The following is a 20636-nucleotide window of genomic DNA, read 5'->3' on the forward strand; positions in this document are numbered from 1 at the left end:
TGTCATGCTATGTTCACGTTTGGGCCGTTTGTCCCGTATGAGGGGTTATGAAGGTACTGGTTGCGGAAGATGACGATACGCTGCGCGGTGATCTTGAATGTTTGCTGCGCGCCCGGGGTGATATCGTAAGACTGTCAGGAAACGGCAATGATGCGCTGTTTCTGGGAGAGACCGAGGATTGGGACGCGATCGTGCTGGACCTGGGGCTGCCGGGGCTGGACGGGTTGTCGATCCTGCGGGAATGGCGCAGCCGCAAGGTTGCAGCACCGGTTCTGATCCTGTCGGCGCGTGACAGCTGGAACGATATCGTTTCCGGGCTGCGCAGCGGGGCTGATGATTATCTGTCAAAGCCGTTTCATTCCGAAGAGCTTCTGGCGCGGCTCGAGGCCTTGGTGCGCCGTGCAAGCGGGCGTGGTACGCCCTCGATCGATGTCGGAGATCTTTCGGTTCTGCCGGATGAAAAAGCCGCCTTTTTCAAAGGGCGCAGCGTATCGCTGACCGCTTTCGAGTTCCGGGCGCTGGAGCATCTCGCCCGGCATGCGGGATCTGTCGTCAGCCGGGCAGATCTGATCGAACATATCTATGCCGAGGATATGGATCTGCAATCGAACGTCATCGATGTTCTTGTCTCACGTTTGCGTCGGAAAACTTCGGCGGGAATGGTGGAAACCGTGCGGGGGCATGGGTATCGGATTCCGGTAGATGACGCATAATTGGGCCACGATCCCCCGTCGCGTTTCGATTGCCACGATAGCGATCTGCTGCGCCATACTGGGTATCGGGGCCATGATCTGCATTCAGGTCTACCGGGCTCATGAAATCAGCGAAATGGATTTGCTGCTTGGGCAGGATTTGTTGATCGAAGCCCGGCGGGTCGCCTATGACGGGGCACAGGCTGAACTGCTCGAGAGCGTTGGCCCGAGCTTTTATGACCTGACCAATGAGCAATGGTTCTGGCAATTGACGCGCGACGGGTCTGACGAAATCCTGCTGCAATCCCCGTCACTTGGCCCTGTTACTGCGGAAAGCTGGGTTCTGGACGTCCCGGAAGCCGGGGGGAATTTCGTAATCCCGGGCGGAGATGTTCTGCGTGGAAGACGGGCCGTGTTTCCCGGGATGGAACCGGATGAGACATTGACCTTCCGGATTGCGGCCCCGCTGATGCATGTCACGGAAGAGACCAACCGGGCTGCAAAGCTGATTGCATTGATTTTCATTGGTCTTGCCATAATGGTTTCGGTTTCGGTCTACATCACCGTGAACAGGGGGCTGATGCCGCTCAAGCGGCTCAGCAATTCCGTGAAGGTCATGCGTAAAAACGACACCATCATAGACGATCAGAAATGGCCCCCCGATCTGGTTCCCGTGGTTGAGGAACTGCGCGAGCTGCACTGGCGCAACGGCACGATCATCGAAAAACACCGTCGAAAAAACGCAGAGCTGGCGCATGGCCTGAAAACACCGCTGGCGGCATTGGCGCGCGTTGCCGAAGAGCTTGAGGGAGATAAAGGAGATCAGATAACGGATTTTGTGGGGCGTATGACCGGTGTCATCAAACGCAACCTCAGCCGCGCGCGTACCGAACGCCCCTATGGAAAATCCTCTCCGGTGCATGCCTGCGCCGAAGATGTATCGTTTGCACTTGGCATCACACTCCGAAACAGGATGCCGCATATCGAAAACGCCATAGACGCCGGAACCACCTTTTGGGGCGAGGAGGCCGACATTCAGGAGATCCTGGGCAATCTGCTTGAAAACGCCTGTCTCTGGGCCAAGAGCCATGTGCGCATATCAGTGACGGCACCCGAACCGGGCATGATCACGTTGAGTATCGAGGATGATGGCCCCGGGATGGGGGCGGGTAGATCAGAGGGGTCGGCTCAGAAAGACAATACAGATGAGACCGAGGGGCATGGGCTGGGGCTTTTGATCGTGCAGGATATCGCTGAACTTTACGGCGGATCCGTCAGTATCGGAACATCCTCTCTGGGTGGTGCGCGCGTTTCGGTAACGCTGCCGGGCCAAATTGAAGCTGCCAGAAAGCCCAGAACGCGGTCCCTCAAAGGAAACTTGCGCAGAGCAAACTGATCGGTTTGCCCGGTTTCCGATGGGTGAAACCGGACAGGTTAACTTCGCCTGACCGACAAGTTATGCCGTCTGCCCAGCATGTGATATTCGAACAGGCACCAGACATAGATGGTGGCCGAATAGACGTAATAGACCTGGTGGTAGAGCAGACATTTGAACGCAAACCACGGCCCGCCATGCCCGGACATGGCGCGCACCAGATCCAGATTGGCGACAAAGGCCGCGGCCAGTAACACAAAAGGCAAAGGCCAGCTTCCCGGCCAGAACGGCAGGGCCAGAAGCGACAGCAGCAACAGCCCGGCGATTGCGGCCCGTGCCCGCTCGGCCATCGAGGTGTTCAAGTCATCGGTCAACCCCTCGCGCGAGATCATCAGCCGGGCCCAGGGCAAGGCGCGGCAGAAGATATCCGTGCTCAGGCTGTTGCGGATGGTCCAGACCTTCAGATGTTTGCCCTGCAAAAGCGGCTCGACCAGGATACGTCTGCCGGTGGCCGCGATCCGGTAACCCAGTTCGATATCCTCGATCGAAGGCACCTCATAGGTTTTGACATCAAAGCCACCGACTTCAAGAAACACGTCGCGCCGGATGGCGCCACACCCGGCCCAGAAGGTGCGCGCCTCGCGGCGGGCGCGTTGATGGTGATAGCGGTGCAGAAGGTTCTTGTAGCGTGAAAACCAGGCCTGCCCGTCCGGGGCGTCATCATAGGATCCGAACACGGCGCCCACATTGTCTTCGGACATCGCCCGGCGAATGTGATCCGGGCCGTCCGGCCAGGCGATGACATCGGAATCCACGAACCACAGGATATCGCCCGTGGCCTGCTGGGCGGCCAGGTTGCGGGCCGCTCCGGGGCCGCCATTGACGGGCGTGGTCAACACGGTTGCGCCCATTTCCCGTGCCAGCGCCGCGGTGCCGTCGGGGGATTGGTCATCCACCACCAGAACCTGCTGCACCTGACCGGTATTCAGCATTTCAATCAATGGCGGCAAAACGCGCGGCAGCAGATGTTCGGCATTGTAGGCCGGCATGACCACGCTGATGGAAAGGGGGTGATCTGAACTCACGAAGGATCTCCGGCAATGATACGCGAAGCGCCTGAGCGCTGAACAAGGAAAAGAAAGGCGGCTGTAAAGGGCAACAACCACATCACGCGCGCGCCGTAACGATCCGCGGGTTGTGATACTCCTCCGCAGACCAGAGCGTTGACCGCTATTCCGATCAGGATGAACAGCGCAAACAGCTTCATGTCACGCGACACACTACCCGGCCGCAGCAGAATGAAAACGATAAAGGCAAAAGAGACGGCATAGATCACGCCGTGCACGATATCGGCCGTTTCTATCCAGCCCCTGTCCTGAGACAATGAACCGCCTTGGAACATATCGGGCCGGATATCTTCCATTCTGGCCAACCAGCGGGCGTTTTCCAGCTCCACATCCGTTGGGATCGTCATGGCAATGCTATAGCGCAATACCTGCTGATAGCCGTTCCGGGCCAGTGCCAACGAGGTGGAAAGAGGCCGGGACAGGAAAACCGCCTTGGCGAATTCCCGTTGGGACAGGGCAACCCGTTTCTGATCTTCGGGTGACATGAGCCGGAATGAACCCAGGTTGGGGGAGCGTTCGAAAATGATATGGGAGGGTGTCAGCCTGTAGGGATCATCTGACCACGACAGCGCTTCGTGTAGTGCGCAGGTGGGCACTTCGGCATTCGGACAGACCTCGTCCAGATAATCCATGCCCGGCCCGTCAACGATGAGCCGCGCAGTGATATGCGGCGTATAGACGACCTCTTTGTTGGTGGCGATTTCCACGGTGACCTGAAAGGCCTTGCGCTCGGCCAGTGCCAGCGCCAGAACCATCATCATCAAGATTGTCGCGCGCCAGCGCCGTGGTCTTTTCCCCCAGAGCGCGGCCAAAGCGACAAAGGGTATCATTAACGCCGCAACCGCCAGATGAGACGGGTGCAGAAGGGCGCTGAACAGGGCCAGAGCGGATATCAACAAAAGTTCCCAGGTCTGCATTATCCGCCCAAAAGCCGTCAGCAAGGCAATCACGATCAGCAACATCGGGGCAAAAATATCCGGCATCATGTAGGCAATATAAAACGGCAAAGAGGTACTGGCCGCCAACAACAAAGGCACCGCAGTCATCGTGATTGTGTTCTGCATACCGCCCAGAGACCGGCCAGCCGTTCGCGCCAGCATCCAGACAGCCAGCAGCGTAGCAGCCAGATGCAATACCGGAAGGGTGGACAGGGCATCGACCCGAACAAGCGCAGCCATGATGAGGCCATAGATCAGTGACCGTGATCCGGTTGCGGTGTTATCCTCATCGGCGTTGTGGGTTACACCTGCCGCAACGCTATCAGCTGTCGGCGGAAGGAAACTGCTCAAGGCCACATTTCCCTGCCGGATATAACTGCCGGTATCGAAGTAATAAAGCGGCCCGCCATTGATTATGAGAACGGACAGGCAGACCAACAGCGCCGCGATCAACAGGAGGAAAGCCCCGACCGTCCAAGATGGCTTATCCGAAAGAGCCGACACGGTCATATCCGTTCGGCGACCAGCTTCGCCGCAAGTACGGTGTGCTGAAAGCAAGCAACTATTGCATTCAGTCCGTCTTCCAGTGCCATTTCACAGGGATCAAAATCAGGCGCGTTCATCAGCGTCCTCGGCAGCCTCCATCAATCGGGCCATAAGCGGTGTTATCCCACTCCGGTCTCTGCCGGCATGGCGTTAAGCAATCATTTGATAGCAAGAAAACCTTCAAAACAAATATACTTCTGAATACTCATCACATCCTTGAAACCGGCCCGGCCCAGCAGATCCAGATTGCCCTGGGTGGAAAACGGCTCCAGCACGCTTTTCAGGCTGCGCGCCTTTTCGACGATTTCCTCGCTTGAGAATCCGTTACTAATTTTGAATTCGTTGTAGAGCTGAGTCACAAGATCCTGGAACCGCGCATCCGGCCCCCGGACTTTTTCGAACATGACAAACGCACCGCCCCAGTTCAGGGTGTTGTAGATCTTGGTGAACAGTTCCTGCCGGTACCGGGGCGGGATGAACTGCATTGTATAATAGCTGACGATCATGTCCGCCTTTTCCATCTCCATATGACGGGCATCGTCATGAAGAATGGAAATGTTCGGGACATCCGCGCAATGAGCTTCGGCGACCTTCACCATTTCAGGTTCGACATCGATCCCGATCCAGCGTGCGTCAGGCTTTCCCGCATTATGTTCTGCCAGTTTGCGGATCAACTCCCCGGTCGATGTGCCGATTTCATAGCAGAGACTGTCATTGCGGACGAAGAAATCGGAAACCTGACAGATCAGGCCGTGACCCATTTCATAAAGAGGAACAGACAATTTGATGTGGTCGACAAACGTATCGGGAACACTGCCCCCAAAGGTCCAATTCGCATTCTCAGCGGCTATGTTCTGGCCAACACCCATGCGCAATGTCTCCTCGCTAAATAGGCAGGCACAATAGACAAACGGCTAAACAACGACTTCCGATTGAAAATGCGTGCCTGAACTTGGTACAATAACAACCCAAAGCTACACGAAACTTTCGGACCGTCGAAGAATAAATATGGCGGAACCCGGGTTTGTGGCCTTTTTCCCTTCTGTCGCGATCCGCAGGGCCCTTGTGCCGGGCAGAAAGTAGACAGTGCGCTGAAATGGTTTGTATTGTTTCTTGCCTTGCGCAGAACGGGGGCGCCCGTCATGTGAAAAGGCGTGCCGGTTGCATTTTATGACAGAGTGATCGGGGTTGGTTCTGCATCGCCCGAACCGGTTCGGATTATGCTTGGTGCAGTGTGAAAACGCTCGGAATCGCCGGAAAGTCGGTATGTTCTCCAGACGCAGATTCGCCTTATTCGGGTGATTCTGGTTCACGATGGGGAAACAAACGGTAACTCAGACATCCATTGTGCCGGCCAATGGGCGTTTGTGCCCATAAAAAGCCACAATTCTGAGAAAAATCCTTCGCAATCAAATAGAAATGAATTATTAATGATTGCAGTAGGTGCCCTGCCGAGATTTCGAGCGGGTTGTGTGTATAAAAATCAAAGGTGGGACTTTGTATGTTTAGAACTTTTAAAATGATGGCGGCGGGGCTTGCTACTGCTGTGATGATGGCCGGATCGGCCAGCGCTCTGACCTCGGTGTCAGCGGGTGGTGGTCCTCTGCCGGGGGGTGGATATGACATCACCTCCGACACGCTCTTCTCCGGTACGGTTTCCACGATGGGTGGGCCCGGGGTTTACATGATCAACTTCCAGTCGCCCATTGATCCTCTTTTTGGTGTTGCGAACGCTTCGATCACCATCAATCTGCTGAGCACGTTCACAGGTCTGACAGTGAGCTGGGTCGACGCCTTGAATCCGGCCAACGTGCTGGCACAGACGTCGGTTCTGGGTGGTGTTCAGACGACACTCAGCACGCTGTTCAGCAGCGTCAGCCCGAACACCTTGAGCCAGAATTTGGTGTTTAGCTGGGCCAACTCTCAAGGGGCGACCGATGCCAATGGCAATCCGGTGCCGGTTACGTTTGATTTCGACGTCGCACCAGTTCCGCTGCCCGCCGGTGGTCTGCTGCTTCTGACCGCGCTTGGTGGTCTGGCTCTGACGCGTCGCCGCAAGGCCGCCTAAGCGACACACAAACCTGACAAACAGGACAAGGGGCCGTTTCGCGGTCCCTTTTCTTTTGATCAGATGTTGCCACCTGCCGCCTGGCGCAACATCCAGATCATCCGCTGACATCTGAGCCGGAACAATGTGATGACCGCCCGACTGGTTTCGCCCGCCGAGGACAGCTTGTCGCTTCTGAGGATTTTCGGGGTGTGCACAATTGCACTGGCTGGCATGGCCAACCCACGGATCGCCCACCGCATGCGCGCGGCGGCGTTGGTGCCATGCAGCAGATATGCCTCTTGTGTCGTGCGCCGCCACTTGGCCTTGAGCGCGGGCCAGTTCTGCCGGGACGGATGGCTGACACGAAAGTTGTCCCGGTAGATCAGGCTATACCCGCGGGCGACCGCGCGCATGGTCCATTCCCGATCTTCCGAGACACCGTTGATGAACCCGCCGATCGCATCGAACACATCGCGTCGGGTCAGCAGGTTGCCGGCGCCGGAAAACCCCTGAACCTCGATATACCTGCGGAAGTTGAATGCAAAAACAGCCTCGAACGCTTCTGCGCCGCTGCGCGGGGGTGGGGTTTCGTCAAAGACATCTACCCGGCCACCAATCAGATCGGCCTGATCCGCGACCTGACGCCCGACGCTCAACCAGTCCGGCGCAGGTACGCAATCGGCGTCAATGAAAAACAGTCGGGGCGCTCTGGTTTCTGCAACTCCGCGATTGCGGGCATGGGCCGCGCCCTTTTGGGTTTCCACTACGAAATGCACCTCGGGAAAGGCCTGGCGCATCGTATCCAGCGACACCGGAGAGTTGTTGTCAACGACAACGATTTCAGTTGCCGTCAGATCATTCTCTCTCAGGGCAAGAAGACATCGTTCCAGCCGGGGCAAATCGTTGTAATGGGGAATGATCACTGCATCGGCCGGGGCCGTATCAGTAGGATCCGTACTCATTGCCAAACGTTCCGCTGATGTATCGGCATTTGTTCAACACGATCCCCATGACGCTGGTCAGTTCCGCCAGTTGCTGTTCGGAAACGTCGATATGGTCGATGCTGGTTTCTTCGGCGGCTGCCAGAAGCAGGGCACAATCGACGTTCCTGAGAAAGCCGTGGCTGTCATCGCTCATCATCAGGGGGGGCGTGTCGAACAGAATGACGTCGGGTTTGTAATCCGCCTCGAGCTGTTCGAGAAATTCGATTGCCCGTCGGCTTTGCAAGATCTCCGCCGGATTGCGCGTGGGCGTGTAATTCAGCCCGAAGATCACGTTCTTGCCATACCGCAGCGCATGTTCATGAAACGGCACCGACCCCTGAATGACGTCGGCCATGCTGTGGTTGCCGGTTTGCTTCAGAATCTCGGCCAGCCCCCTGCGCCGCATGTCGAAATCGATCACGATCGTCCGCAGATCTTCCTGCCGCCCCAGGCTGAACGCCAGGTTGGCCGTCGTCGTGCTTTTGCCGCACCCGCTGTACGGGGAGGTCAATGCCACCCTGCGCCATTTGTTGGACAAGATCTGTTGCAGCATCTTGGTCCGCAACATGTCATAGGGGGTGGCGTCTCCGCCGCCAGCAAGCGATGCAAGCCGGTTGCGCACTGCGAGCTTTGGGTCGATCTGTATCTCGGGCACGCTTTGCCACCGGGCGTCACAAGCGTCTTCTGACGGGGCGTGACGGGGCGGTTGTTCCATGACCGGCGGCGGGCTTTCGCGGCTCTGCCGTTCCTCGCGCGCCTTTTGAATCGCTTTCTGAAGACGGTCCATCACACATTCACCAAATCAATCGAAACAATACTCACCAGTATGTCTCCAGTTTATCCATCACTCTCTCGGTAATAAGATCGAGGGGTAGGTAATAGGTATGCACCGCCCAGACCCCGGCTGGCACTCCGATTAGAATAGCCAGTATGATCCCACCCCATACCGCGCGCTGCATCAACACTTCACCGCGTGATGGAGCATAGGGAATAGTGGCGATCGGCCAGACCTCAAGCTTGTTGATCAGGTCTTCGGGCCGACGCACGGACCGATTCAGGACCTCCAGCAAAACCACCAGCCCCAGCCCCAGCAGGATACCAAAGGCCGATCCCCCTCCGGCAATCATCAGGCGGTTGGGTTTCGAAGGCTCGCTTGGCGTAGAGGGATGCTCAATGACGGAAATACGTTGCCCTTGGGACGTGACCTCAATCCGTTCCCCGGTCGAGGCTGCGGCCAGACGGCTGACTGCGGCATTGTACTGGGTTTGGATGTTGTCATGTTCGCGCTGCAGTTCAGACAGTGTGATGGCATTGGCCGGCGTCTGATCGATGGTCAACGTCAGAGCGTTAAGACGGTCTTCCATAACCCGTTTCTGATCCTCTAACGCCGAAATCTGCGAGTCGACCTGGGCCAGTTGCAGATCAAGGGCCGAGTTGCCTGTTTGTACATCAACCGGGGCTGGGTTTGTTGCCTGTTCGGCGGCAACCACTTCCTCGAGCTTTTCGATCCGGGCTTGCAACAGCTTAATCTGAGGGTTGTTTTCGGAATAAATCACACGCTGATTATCCAGTTGATTCCGCAACTGGCTCAGCTGTTGTTGCGCAGGGGACAGGTTCTGCTGGGAGACCCCGACAACCTGACCGGTTGAACTGAAGATATTCACCAGCTTTTCGCGCTGCGCTTTGAGCGAAAAGATCTGTTGGTCTGTTTGTTCAAGATTGGTCTGCAATGCTCCCTGCTGCGCCAGCCGAAATTGTAGGCTGTCGGGCAAGGCGCTGGAGTTTTCATTCTTGAACTCAAGGATACGGGCACTGCGCCGGCTCAACTCGTCGCTCAGCCGTTCTACTTCGAGCTCGAAGAAAGCCAGGGTATCTGTGGCCCGTTCCTTGCGATAGGTGACATCCAGCTTCTGGATTTCCGTCAGGTATCTGTTCAACACACCTGCCGCAATCTGGCCACTGCGCGCCTCGAAGGTGATTGTCATCAGATTGGCCTGATTGAGACCCCCGGTGATCCAGATCGAGGTGCTCTTGCGCATGGCGTTGACGATCTGATCGGGGGTTGCCTCGTCCTGATCAGGCAGAACCTCAAATTCATGGGCGATATCAAGAAGGACCGGCCGGGTCAGCAGGCGCTGTTCGATGATCTGCAGTTGCTCTGCTGCAGGTGTGGTCACAGTACTCGCGGCCAGGCTGCCTGGAATCTGGGGCGATTCCACGATCAGGCGCATCTGAGACAGGTAGGTCGGGGGCAGCGCCCGTGCTATGATGATCGATGCCACAGAGACAATGAGCGCGACGATCAGAAAATACGGAAACCGCCTCAGGAAAATGGAAAAGTAATAGCGAACCGGGCCCATATCAGACTGTCAGCTCCTTCTCGAGTGAGTTTCCGCCAAAGAACACGCCATCTTTGACCACTTGCTCCACAACCTCTTCATCCACTTTCTCGGCCTCATTCGTCCAGGCATAAAGCAGAGCAAAGTCGCAGAACTGATTTACAAGTCGCGGAACACCGCGCGTTTGTGCGAAAATCTGCTTGCAGGCCTCTTCGGTGAATTCATCGCCTGAACCGCCAGCCGTTTTCATCCTATGTCTGATATAGGCTTTGACCGAAGACTCATCCATCCGTTCAAGATGAAAACTTGCGGCAACGCGCTGTGTCAGCTGGCGCATCTTGGGATCAAGAACCATGTCGCGCAATTCAGGCTGACCAACCAGAACAAGCTGAATCAGCTCATCCGTATTCGAGTTGATATTGGTCAGCATCCGGATTTCTTCCAACCCTTCGACGGTCAGGTTCTGCGCTTCGTCAAAGATCAGAACCACCCGCCGGCCCTCGGCATATTCCGCGACCAGGAAATCCTGCAGCGCCCGGAATATCTGTACATAGCTTGCATCCGCCTCGATCGGCAGACCCAGCGCGTGCAGGACCCATTGCAGCAGCTCTCCGCGACCGCCCTGCGCATTCGAAATCAGCCCAACCGTGATCGACTGCTCCATCTCGCTGAGGAGGTGCTGTATCAGGGTGGTTTTCCCGGCCCCGATTTCCCCGGTTAGCACGGTGATGGGCGCACAGCTCATGATGCCGAATTGCAGGACCGAGTAACCGCGCTTGTGCAGCGGCGACCAGTACATGAATCCGGGATCCGGAAGCAGCGTGAAGGGCCGTCGGTCAAGCCCGAAATAATCTAGATAAAACCCGTCGCTGGACGCCATTGCACCTCGGTTGCCTTCTGCCTTGTCAAACCTCGTACTGGCCCCCCGGAGATTATCCAAACTCATACTCTGAACCACCAGAAATCCCTTACACAACGAACACATCACATAAACAAAAAGTACTTGGGTACTAGTTTGTCACAAAATCAAGATAGCAGGCACCACTAAACTGCACACGCGGTGAATTGACCTTCCCGCTTTCTCAATCTGAAGTGATCGGTGCGATTGTTTCCGTTGCGTCCTTATTAGGTTGACCAAAAAAGAGGCGGCCAGAACCTGATGTGATCACACATTAAAAAAGATTCTAAGGGCGGAAATCAAACCTAAAGGGTGAAATTTTCGCTCATTGTGTCCCATGGGGAAACGAAAGTTCATGAATTTGCGGCCAATCAGCTGATCGCATCTTCACGATACTGTAAAAAAGCACCTGTATTCAGCGACCAGAGAACACGTTCGCCAGCATTAATGTTTTGCAAGGCAGGTGGAATTTGTTAACAGTTGGATACGGGAAAGCGGCCTCGCAAGTGAGTAAGTGCAGGGTCGAAGTGGTATAAAAATATAAGATTTTAAATATATGTGGTTGAGGTCGAGCGTGTTCGGTTCGTAAGTTTGGTGAGTGGTTCGTGAGTAATTGTGTGTGTTGGGGGTTTAAATAGTGACAAGTCATTCGAAAGAAGTGGCCAACGCTGGCGCGGGCTACTCCGGTATTTCTGTTGTACCCGCTCCGTTGCCGTGTCGAGGGGTGTACAGAAGTGTGGGCAAGCGTCTTTTTGACATTGCGTTCGCTTTGCTCGCAGCACCTTTCGTTGTGCCTTTTGTTCTTATGCTGGCCGCATTTTTGGCATTCCAGGGCGTGACTCCGTTTTATCGGCAGGAACGGCTGGGCAAGAACGGCAAGGCGTTCAAGATGATCAAGCTACGCACAATGGTGCATGACGCCGAAAATGTGCTGCAAGAACATCTGAAAGAAAACCCTGAAGCCCGTGAGGAATGGAATCGCGACCAGAAACTGCGGAATGATCCGCGCATCATCAAGTTCGGGACATTCCTGCGCAAATCCTCGATGGATGAGTTGCCGCAATTCTGGAATGTTTTCGTTGGCGAAATGTCCGTGGTTGGCCCCCGCCCCATGATGGTTTGCCAGAAAGAGCTTTATCCAAACAACATGTACTACAGAATGCGCCCTGGGATTACCGGCTCATGGCAGGTCTCCAACCGGAATAACTCGACATTCGCCGAGCGCGCGCAGCATGATGTGGAATACTGGAAGGATATGTCGCTCAAGACGGACATGCATATCCTGTTTCGGACAATTTTTGCGGTTCTGCGCGGGACCGGTTGCTGAAACGGTCATTTTGTAGCCTTTTGGGATGGCTGTATCCTTGTTGCGCCCAGATCGTGTGGAAACCTACCCATGAACCAGTCCGTCTTTTCCCATCTCCCACGTCTTGCATCGCTTCTGTGTGCTGCGTTCCTGTTCCTGAGTGCCTGTGACACCGCTGAAGAGCGGGCCGAGAAACATTATCAGGCCGGGCTGGCCTTGCTGGAAGAGGGCGACGTCGAGCGCGCTCTGGTCGAATTCCGCAACGTCTTCAAACTGAACGGCCAGCACAAGGAGGCGCGCCTGACCTATGCCCGGCTTGAGCGTGATCGAGAGAACATCCCAGTCGCATTCGGCCAGTACCTGTTGTTGGTCGAACAATACCCGGACAATTTCGAAAGCCACTTCGCACTGGCCGAGATGGCGTTTGACTTGGGCAACTGGGACGCTGTCGGACGCCATGGTGCGATAGCCGCCGAACTGGAACCCGACAATATAGAGGTCGAGTCCATCAATAACAGCCTGGCCTATACCGACTCGATCCGTAACGGGGATGTGGCCAGAACGGATTCCATCATTCGGACCGCACGCGAAATGATCGACCAAAAACCCGATCTGATGAGCGCGCGGAAAATCGTGATCGACTGGCTTGTCCGCAACGAACTCTGGGATGATGCGGTCAACGAGATTGATGCCGCACTGGCCGTAGTGCCGAAGCAGGACAATTTGTACGCGATCCGACTGCGTGCCCTACAGGCTCAGAACAAACACGAAGAGATAGCGTTGCAGCTCAAAGGCATGCTTCAGCTTTACCCCGAGGATGAGGGCGTCGAGGCGATGCTGGTTCAGCATTACATCGACTGGAACGAGCTGGATGCGGCTGAGGATATTCTGCGCGGGAAGATCGACCCTCAGGCCGAAGATCACATGCCAACTCAACGCCTTATTGCATTCCTGAACGACCATCGCGGCCCCCAAGCCGCCATCAACGAAATTGATGCAATCATCGCGCAGGATAGTACAAACGCCGCAAAGCTCCGCGCATGGCGGGCCACTTTGAAATTTCACAGCGGGGACACGCAAACCGCGCTTTCTGAAATGCGCAATCTTCTGGCAGATGCAGAGCGAACCGCACAAACCCGGGAAAATGAAGTAGAATTTGCCCGGATGCTGTTCAGCGAGGGGGAATCTGAAGAAGCTCGCGCTTTGGTCGAAAAGATTCTTGAAGAAGATCCGAAACAGGTGGGGGCGCTCAAGTTCAAGGCTGCCTGGTTGATTGAGGATAATCAGACCGGTGATGCGATTATCCTGCTGCGCGAAGCCCTGAGCCAGACCCCCCGCGATCCGCAATTGATGACCCTTATGGCCAATGCTCACGAGCGCAACGGCGATCGCGAACTGATGGGCGAAATGCTTGCCCTGGCTGCGGAGATGTCCCAGAACGCAGGAACCGAGGCTGCGCGCTATGGTCAATATCTGCTGTCAAAAAATGACTTGGAAATTGCCCAGAGCGTGTTGCTGGATGCCTTGCGCAAAAGCCCGCAAAATCCGGACCTGCTGTCTCTGCTTGCCCAAACCTATATGCGTCAGCAGGATTGGGACCGCCTTGAAGCTGTTCTGAAGTCGCTCGAAGCGCTGACAGACCCCAACGCGCAACGCCTTTCGAACGAGCTCAGGGCATACATGCTGGCCTCCCAGAACCGCTCTGACGACCTGATGGAATTTCTCAACGAATTGGCCGCAGATCCCCAATTCGGCTTGCCCGCTGATATCGCGGTTATCCGACTGATGCTGGCTCAGGACAAACACGAAGAAGCCTTTGCCCGGATCGATCAGAAACTTACGGAAACCCCGGATTCCCTGCCATTGCGCTTTGTAAAGGCACGTGCGCTGGCGGAAGAAGGGGAACTTGACAAGGCCGAACAGATTTATCGCGCGATCATCGATGAGCACCCCGACATAACACGGGCATGGGTCGCGCTTCACATGCTGGAAACCGAGCGTGGCAATATCGAAAAAGCCCAGGATGTCCTGGCCGAGGCACTGATTGCCCTGCCCGAAAATCCCGATCTGCTATTTGTGCAGGCAGCGTTTCACGAACAGGCCGGTGATATGGAGCAGGCCATTGCCGTTTACGAAAAGCTCTACCCCCTCAGTGGCCAGTCGATTTTGGTTGCCAACAACCTTGCCAGCCTGCTGACAACCCAGCGCAGCGATGCCGAAAGCCTGCAACGAGCGCATGTTCTGGCGCAGCGCTTGCGGGGCACGCAAGAACCCGCCTTTCAAGATACCTATGGATGGGTGGCGTATCAGGTCGGCAATTATGAAGAGGCCGTCCAGTACCTGGAATCTGCGGCACAGGTTTTCTCTGGGCATCCTCTGGTCTTGTACCATCTGGGCAAAACATACGCCGCTCTGGACCGGAACGAAGAAGCTTTGCGCAGTTTTCGTGCAGCGGAAGCGACCGGGGCAGCCTCGGCTGAGATTGCCTCATCCATAGAGGCCGAGATCGAACGGCTGGTCGCGATGAATAACGCAGGTCAGTAAGCGCACAGAGTGCACGCGCGCCGCCGCTGCATTTCTGCCGCATCTTGTATGTATCAGACTCCCTGCTGATTGTTTTGCAGCTTGTGGGAAGGCATAAGTAGGAAAAAGTGAGAGATTTGAATATGCGTACAGTCATCGGGTCCTTGACCGCACTTGTCATTACCATGATCGTGGCCACCGCATCATGGGCGCAATCCTATCAAATCCAACCGGGTGATGCGCTGCAGGTTGAAGTTCTCGAAGACCCCACCCTGAATCGGACCATTCTGGTTCTGCCGGACGGGTCCATCAACTTTCCGCTTGCCGGCTCGATCCGTGCGGCCGGTCAGTCGACCAGCGGATTAAGCGCGTCGCTCTCATCGGCGTTGGCCTCGAATTTCAATACGCCGCCGACAGTCTTTATTTCAGTGGCGTCGCTGGCTCCGCCGCCGCTTCTGGGCGGACAGGCCGCATCCGGACCAACCATCGATGTTTTCATCATGGGTGAGGTCAATGTGCCCGGCAAGCATCTGGCAACCGAAGGCACAACAATTCTCCAGGTTTTGGCTCAGGCCGGTGGCCTGACCAATTTCGCGGCTCGCAAGCGCATCGAATTGCGCCGGGCTGACAGTAAAACAGGCGTGATGAGAAAATACACCTATAACTACAAAGGCTCGGGCGGTGGCATCCAAGGCAATACAGTGCTTAGACCCGGAGACGTTGTTGTCGTACCAGCACGCCGCTTGTTCGAATAGGGGCTGATACAGGTGGGGAAATCCAGGAGCAGGCTGTCCACCATTCTGGGGGGCGGGATCGCTGTCATAAGTTCGTTTACACCAGCTGTCGGGCAGCAGGCCTCGACACAGCAAACGACTGCGCAGCAAACACAAACCTCGACACAGCAAACATCCGTGCAGCAGACAACCGTCGCACCGACGGTTGTGCAGCAAACACCCAGCCAGCAACTGATCGCACAACGGGCACAGCGAAACCCGGCCCGAAGGGTCGGCCTGCCGACCGGTCAGCAGATTGGGACCGGGACCGGCCTGAGTGTGACCCTGGATTATCTCTCGTCGCTCAGACATGACAGCAATCTTCGCCTGACCGATCCTTCGCTTGGGTCCACGACCTGGTGGGAGAATACGCTGGCATTGGGTATTCTGAAGCAGACCTCGGATTCGAGATTGGCTCTTGACCTTTCCGGACTGTACCGGATCGCCAATGAGCCGATTATCGGGACGGATTCCAGCTTTGCGGACCCGTCTGCCCGCCTGTCGTATCAGCGGTCGCGCCAGAACAGCCAGCTTGACCTGCTATTGGATTACCGCGAACAGGATCTGGCTTTTAATCGTTCACTGACCGACACCAATCTGGATGGCAGAATTGATGCCGCCGATGTGACCGGAACCATCGGGGATCAGGTCAACTCCTTGGGCAACCTGAATTGGCAAACCGGCCTGAATGATCCAATCGGGTTCCAATTCATCTACAGCTATAGCGAACGCACTTATACAAACACAATCGATCCGAACCTGTTCGACAACAAGTCAAGCAATTACACCGCGATCACGACATTGCGGGTGTCACCGGTTTTTCAGGCCAACTTGCGTCTCGGCTACACTGATTTCTCTGCAGAAGACAACGTGCGAACCGATGAGCAAACAACGGTTGTGACAGTTGGCGGAACCTATGACGTATCCCCTGTCACCACCGTCAGTGCGAATATCGGTTACAGTCAGGTGGATGACACGCAGCGCACAACCAATACCAACACCGTAACCGAGGATTTCGTCTGGGATTTCGCATGGAGCAAAACCCTGCCAGACGGCTCGGCGGATTTTCAGATTGACCAGACATTCGGGGTTAATGGGTCACGGATAAACGCAACGGCCGGCCGCAGTTTTCAGCGCGCCAACGGCGTGTTGAGCTTCAACGTGGGCCTGACCAGAGGACCATTCGACGAAGTCACACCGATCGGGCAGCTCGACTACAGCTATCAGCTGGCCAGTTCCCGGATCGGGGCAACGGTGCAGCGCCGGGTCGGCACCAGTACGCAGAGCATAGAAACACGCGAAACACTGGTGTTTCTGACATATGACTATTTCATCAACCCGGTATCGGGGCTGTCTTTCAGTATCGATTACATCGACCAGGAAGACGAGGGAACCGGTCAACCCAACCCGCGCCAGCGCGGTACGTTCAGTGCGTCCTATACACGGGCGGTCACGAAAGACTGGGCCGTAAACGTGGGGTACCAATATGAAATGGACGATCAGAACGGCTTTAAGGCAACTTCAAACTCGGTCTTTCTGACTTTGGGCCGGCGCTTTTCTCTCAAACCCTGACGTTCATTCACGCGGTTCACGATATCGACAATCAGGACATCCCGCGCCCAATGTCCCGAAAACGGATCAAAATAGCGGGAGCTTGAGCCGTCATAATTTCAGGCCGCACCTTATTGTGCATGATGGACCGTGATGCATCACCTCGATTCGAAAAACAGCCGCAGTAATATCCTTGAAGCGGCCAGAAGAGGCTTGCCGGTCATGAACACCGTCGGGCTGTTCTGGTTTGTCCTGCTGCTGCTTGGATCGATACCCGTCTTCTGGATCGGGATCGTGTCTCTGGGCGCCGCCTGGAGCACCCCCGAATACAGCCATGGTCCGCTGATCCCGATCATTTCGCTGTATCTGTTCCTGCGTGAACTTAGGGACATGCCGCCGCCCAATCCGGTTGTGCACGATCGATGGCCGGGTGTTGCCGTGATCGCCGTGGCCCTGATCATCGCCATTCTGGGAAATCTGGCCCGCATCCCCGATATCGTCACCTATGCCATGATCATCTGGACCGGTGGCGTCATGCTGACCGTGTTCGGCTGGCAGCGGGGCAAATACCACCAGCTGCCTGTACTGCACCTGGTGTTCATGCTGCCCCTGCCGCAATTCGTCTATTGGAAGCTCACGATCTTCCTGCAATGGATTTCATCCGAGCTGGGCGTCTGGTTCGTGCAGATGGCCGGTGTTTCGGTTTTCATCGAAGGCAACATCATCGATCTGGGGGTCTACAAACTTCAGGTGGCCGAGGCCTGTTCCGGGCTGCGCTATCTGTTCCCGATCCTGAGCTTCTCGTATCTCTTTGCCCTGCTTTACCGTGGCCCGATCTGGCACAAGGTGGTTTTGCTGGTTTCGGCCGCCCCTCTGACCGTGCTGATGAACTCGATCCGCATTGGCGTGATCGGCGTGCTGGTCAATCAGCACGGCATAGAGCAGGCTGAAGGCTTCATGCATTTCTTTGAAGGCTGGATCATCTTCCTGCTCTGCGTCGCCATTCTGTTCCTGATGGCCATCGGCTTGCAGCGCCTGGCGCCGAATCCGCAACCCTTTGCCGAGACCATTGATCTGGATACCCAGGGGCTGGGTTCTGTTGCCTTGCGTATCTTTGGCATTCGCGCATCGGTGGCGCTGGCGGTTGCGGCCCTTCTGACGCTTGCGGTTTCAACCGCCTGGACCCTGCGGCCCGCTTCCGAAGTGCGGCCTGTGGAACGTGACCCGTTTGTTCTCTATCCACGGCAGCTTGGCCCCTGGTCCGGGTCGCCCACCACGTTGGATCCACAGGTTGAACAGGTTCTGGGGGCCAGCGATTACCTCAATGCCACCTATATCAATACCGGATCGGGCGACTTCGTGAACATGTTCGTGGCCTTTTACGACAAGCAGACCGACGGCGACGGCATCCATTCGCCCGAAGTGTGCCTGCCGGTGGGCGGCTGGGAAATCTTCAGCCTTGAACCTTATGAGATCAACCCGGGCAACACGCCTTATGGCAGCTTTACGGTCAACCGCGCCGTGATCCAGAAAGAGCTGTCAAAACAGCTGGTCTATTACTGGTTCGAGCAGCGCGGCAAGCGTATGGTCAATGATTTCCGCGCCAAGATGAGCGTCATTCAGGACGGCTTCACCATGGGGCGCACCGATGGCGCTCTGGTCCGGTTTGTGACCCCCATCCTGCCCGGTGAAACCGAAGCGGATGCGGATGCAAGGTTGCAGAGGTTCATGGAACCAAGCCTGAACCGTCTGCCGCGTTTTGTACCGTTTTGAGGAGGGACCGGACAACACGCAATCAGAGCATTCCCCGCAACACCGTGTGTCGTAAAACATGGCACGCCGATTCAAATGATTGCGGCACGACAAAAAATGCATGATGACGTGCTTCTGACAGTAAGGGATCAGGTTTTTAGTTTTTAAGTGTATGGTTAGAAATGTGCCCGCGGCAGAAATGAATATTGCTCCTCAAAGCCGTTCTTTGCGTCCAGTTCTGGCGCTGACCCTCTTGGTCAGCCTTGTTCCGCTCTGCGTGACGCCAATTCTTCCGCTGACGGATTTCTATGCCCATATCGCACGCTACTACATTCTGGCCAAACTGCCGGATTTTGACGTATTGCAGGAAAACTACGAAGCCGCCTGGCAACTGCTGCCCAATCTCGGGCTGGATGTTCTGGGCACGGGTGTCATGAAAGTGCTGCCCCCGCTTTTGGGTGCCAAGCTAATCGCCGGTCTGATCATTGCGGCCCCGTTCGTGGGTATTCTGTATCTGTCACGTGTTCTGCACGGTCACCTCCCGGTGCTCAGCGTGCTGCTGGCCGGTCTGGTCGCGTATAACCACATCCTGATCTGGGGGTTTTCGAATTTTCTGCTTGGATTGGGGGTTCTGCTGGGCGCAACCGGCTATTGGATTGCGGCACAGAACCACCCCGTCCGGCAACTGGCTGTCACGGCCTGTCTGGGGCTGATCCTGTTTTTCATTCACGGGCTGGCCTTTGCGTTGTGGGGCCTGCTACTGAGTATGGTCGAGCTGTCCCTCGCCCTATCATCGGGCAACATGGGCCCCCGTGTACTGATCCGCAGGGCCGCCCGACTGGCCCTGATCGCCGTTGCGCCGGCTTTATTGTTCATCCAGACAAAAACTGCAGGAGGCGGAGTCATCACGCCAGTGACCAACCTTCTGGCTCATGCCGAGCAAGGCACCTTATGGCGTCGGCTGGGCACCGAAGCCTATCTGAGAATGGATGGCATTCTGCGTGTTGCCGACTCGACATGGCGCAATTTCGACTGGGGCTTTGGCCTGGTTTTATGGGGCCTTCTGATCGGTGGCCTTTTGGCCGGGATATTGCAGATCGACAGGCGTATGAAACTTGCCGCAGCGTTGTGCGGGGTGCTGATCCTGATCATACCCCCGAACCTGTTCGGTGTCGGACATCTGAGCGAACGTATTCCGCTTTTGATGTTGGCGCTTTTGGCGGCAAGCCTGTCCCTGAACCCCGACGCTAAACCTATTTCACGCCGGGCTGCCGTTGCGTCGATCGCCGGGCTGCTTCTGGTGCGGAACCTGATGCTGACCGTTGGATGGTATCAGGATGGCAAGATCTACAGCGCATATCTTGATGCGCTGAGCCGCCACGATACGCGTACCTTGGGGGCCGGGGTTTATATTGAAGACGCCCGGGACGCATGGGTCTTCAAGCCCAGTTGCAGGCCCCTGTCCTTTCTCATGATTTTCAACGGCACCGCCGTTCCAACCTTTGCCAACCCCACCCAACAACCGCTGCGCATCACCGGAGCGCTCACCCATGTGCAAAGCACAGTTCAGAAAATTGTGTTGGAGGCCAATCACACGCTGCCATCGGCCTTGAATGCATTGTCGAACGCCAAAGCCGATACAATCGTGACATGTTCCACGGAATCGTTTCCGCCACAGGTTCAGGGTTTCGAGATACTTGCAGCAACTGAACCGTGGATATTGTATCAAAGGATAACTTCCAAATAATTGCGGACCCATATGTTTATGCCACCAACCCAGAGG

General features: G+C 56.0%; 16 protein-coding genes. 9 read left to right on the plus strand and 7 right to left on the minus strand.

Going from position 1 to position 20636, the window contains the following annotated elements; genetic code table 11:
• The first annotated feature begins 47 nt into the window (after window positions 1-47).
• Both GS620_RS20485 and GS620_RS20490 read left to right on the plus strand, forming a co-directional pair.
• A complete protein-coding gene (locus tag GS620_RS20485; RefSeq protein ID WP_171617576.1) occupies window positions 48-713 on the plus strand; it encodes a response regulator transcription factor in 666 nt (221 codons plus the stop codon).
• Window positions 703-2088 carry a sensor histidine kinase gene (locus GS620_RS20490; RefSeq protein ID WP_171617577.1) on the plus strand — a complete coding sequence of 462 codons (1386 nt, stop codon included), beginning with the start codon at window positions 703-705 and terminating at the stop codon, window positions 2086-2088. Before GS620_RS20485 ends, GS620_RS20490 begins: the two co-directional genes overlap by 11 nt.
• A gap of 38 nt (window positions 2089-2126) precedes the next feature.
• Here GS620_RS20490 and GS620_RS20495 read toward each other — a convergent pair whose 3' ends face one another.
• The 3 genes from GS620_RS20495 to GS620_RS20505 all read right to left on the minus strand — a co-directional run bounded on the left by GS620_RS20495 (window position 2127) and on the right by GS620_RS20505 (window position 5547).
• Window positions 2127-3152, minus strand: coding sequence for a glycosyltransferase (locus tag GS620_RS20495; RefSeq protein ID WP_171617578.1), 1026 nt, complete (start codon window positions 3150-3152; stop codon window positions 2127-2129).
• The gene (locus tag GS620_RS22340; protein ID WP_171617579.1) at window positions 3149-4636 is read right to left on the minus strand and encodes a hypothetical protein; all 1488 of its coding nucleotides are present in this window, start codon (window positions 4634-4636) and stop codon (window positions 3149-3151) included. The genes GS620_RS20495 and GS620_RS22340 overlap by 4 nt, the downstream gene beginning before the upstream one ends.
• A 200-nt stretch (window positions 4637-4836) precedes the next feature.
• The gene (locus GS620_RS20505; protein ID WP_171233828.1) at window positions 4837-5547 is read right to left on the minus strand and encodes a methyltransferase domain-containing protein; all 711 of its coding nucleotides are present in this window, start codon (window positions 5545-5547) and stop codon (window positions 4837-4839) included.
• 632 nt (window positions 5548-6179) lie between these two features.
• On the opposite strand from GS620_RS20505, the gene GS620_RS20510 reads away from it, so the two are divergent.
• Window positions 6180-6746 (plus strand): VPLPA-CTERM sorting domain-containing protein, encoded by a 567-nt coding sequence (locus tag GS620_RS20510; RefSeq protein WP_171617580.1) that lies wholly within the window; start codon window positions 6180-6182, stop codon window positions 6744-6746.
• A 59-nt stretch (window positions 6747-6805) separates the two neighbouring features.
• Here the strand turns inward: GS620_RS20510 and GS620_RS20515 are convergent, their stop codons facing one another.
• The 4 genes from GS620_RS20515 to GS620_RS20530 are packed head-to-tail and all read right to left on the minus strand — an operon-like array spanning window position 6806 to window position 10930.
• On the minus strand, window positions 6806-7690 hold the full coding sequence (locus GS620_RS20515) for a glycosyltransferase family 2 protein (RefSeq protein WP_171120513.1): 885 nt from the start codon (window positions 7688-7690) through the stop codon (window positions 6806-6808).
• The gene (locus tag GS620_RS20520; RefSeq protein WP_171233829.1) at window positions 7671-8498 is read right to left on the minus strand and encodes a CpsD/CapB family tyrosine-protein kinase; all 828 of its coding nucleotides are present in this window, start codon (window positions 8496-8498) and stop codon (window positions 7671-7673) included. The genes GS620_RS20515 and GS620_RS20520 overlap by 20 nt, the downstream gene beginning before the upstream one ends.
• A 31-nt stretch (window positions 8499-8529) precedes the next feature.
• Window positions 8530-10071, minus strand: coding sequence for a lipopolysaccharide biosynthesis (locus GS620_RS20525; protein WP_171120508.1), 1542 nt, complete (start codon window positions 10069-10071; stop codon window positions 8530-8532).
• A gap of 1 nt (window position 10072) precedes the next feature.
• Window positions 10073-10930 carry an ExeA family protein gene (locus tag GS620_RS20530; RefSeq protein ID WP_171331830.1) on the minus strand — a complete coding sequence of 286 codons (858 nt, stop codon included), beginning with the start codon at window positions 10928-10930 and terminating at the stop codon, window positions 10073-10075.
• A 676-nt stretch (window positions 10931-11606) separates the two neighbouring features.
• Between GS620_RS20530 and GS620_RS20535 the strand changes: the two genes are divergently transcribed.
• From GS620_RS20535 to GS620_RS20560, 6 genes are all read left to right on the plus strand, one after another.
• A complete protein-coding gene (locus GS620_RS20535; RefSeq protein WP_371809832.1) occupies window positions 11607-12275 on the plus strand; it encodes a sugar transferase in 669 nt (222 codons plus the stop codon).
• A 69-nt stretch (window positions 12276-12344) separates the two neighbouring features.
• Window positions 12345-14798 carry a tetratricopeptide repeat protein gene (locus GS620_RS20540; protein WP_171617581.1) on the plus strand — a complete coding sequence of 818 codons (2454 nt, stop codon included), beginning with the start codon at window positions 12345-12347 and terminating at the stop codon, window positions 14796-14798.
• 122 nt (window positions 14799-14920) lie between these two features.
• Complete coding sequence (locus tag GS620_RS20545; RefSeq protein WP_170346999.1) at window positions 14921-15532, plus strand: polysaccharide biosynthesis/export family protein; 612 nt, start codon at window positions 14921-14923, stop codon at window positions 15530-15532.
• Between the two features lie 156 nt (window positions 15533-15688).
• On the plus strand, window positions 15689-17122 hold the full coding sequence (locus GS620_RS20550) for a hypothetical protein (protein ID WP_171233832.1): 1434 nt from the start codon (window positions 15689-15691) through the stop codon (window positions 17120-17122).
• Window positions 17123-17323: 201 nt separating this feature from the next.
• Window positions 17324-18874, plus strand: coding sequence for a VPLPA-CTERM-specific exosortase XrtD (xrtD, locus tag GS620_RS20555; protein WP_253284007.1), 1551 nt, complete (start codon window positions 17324-17326; stop codon window positions 18872-18874).
• A gap of 178 nt (window positions 18875-19052) precedes the next feature.
• Window positions 19053-20600 carry a hypothetical protein gene (locus tag GS620_RS20560; RefSeq protein ID WP_171617583.1) on the plus strand — a complete coding sequence of 516 codons (1548 nt, stop codon included), beginning with the start codon at window positions 19053-19055 and terminating at the stop codon, window positions 20598-20600.
• Window positions 20601-20636 lie beyond the last annotated feature (36 nt).

This window comes from Ruegeria sp. HKCCD6428, assembly GCF_013110595.1.
GTDB lineage: Bacteria > Pseudomonadota > Alphaproteobacteria > Rhodobacterales > Rhodobacteraceae > Ruegeria.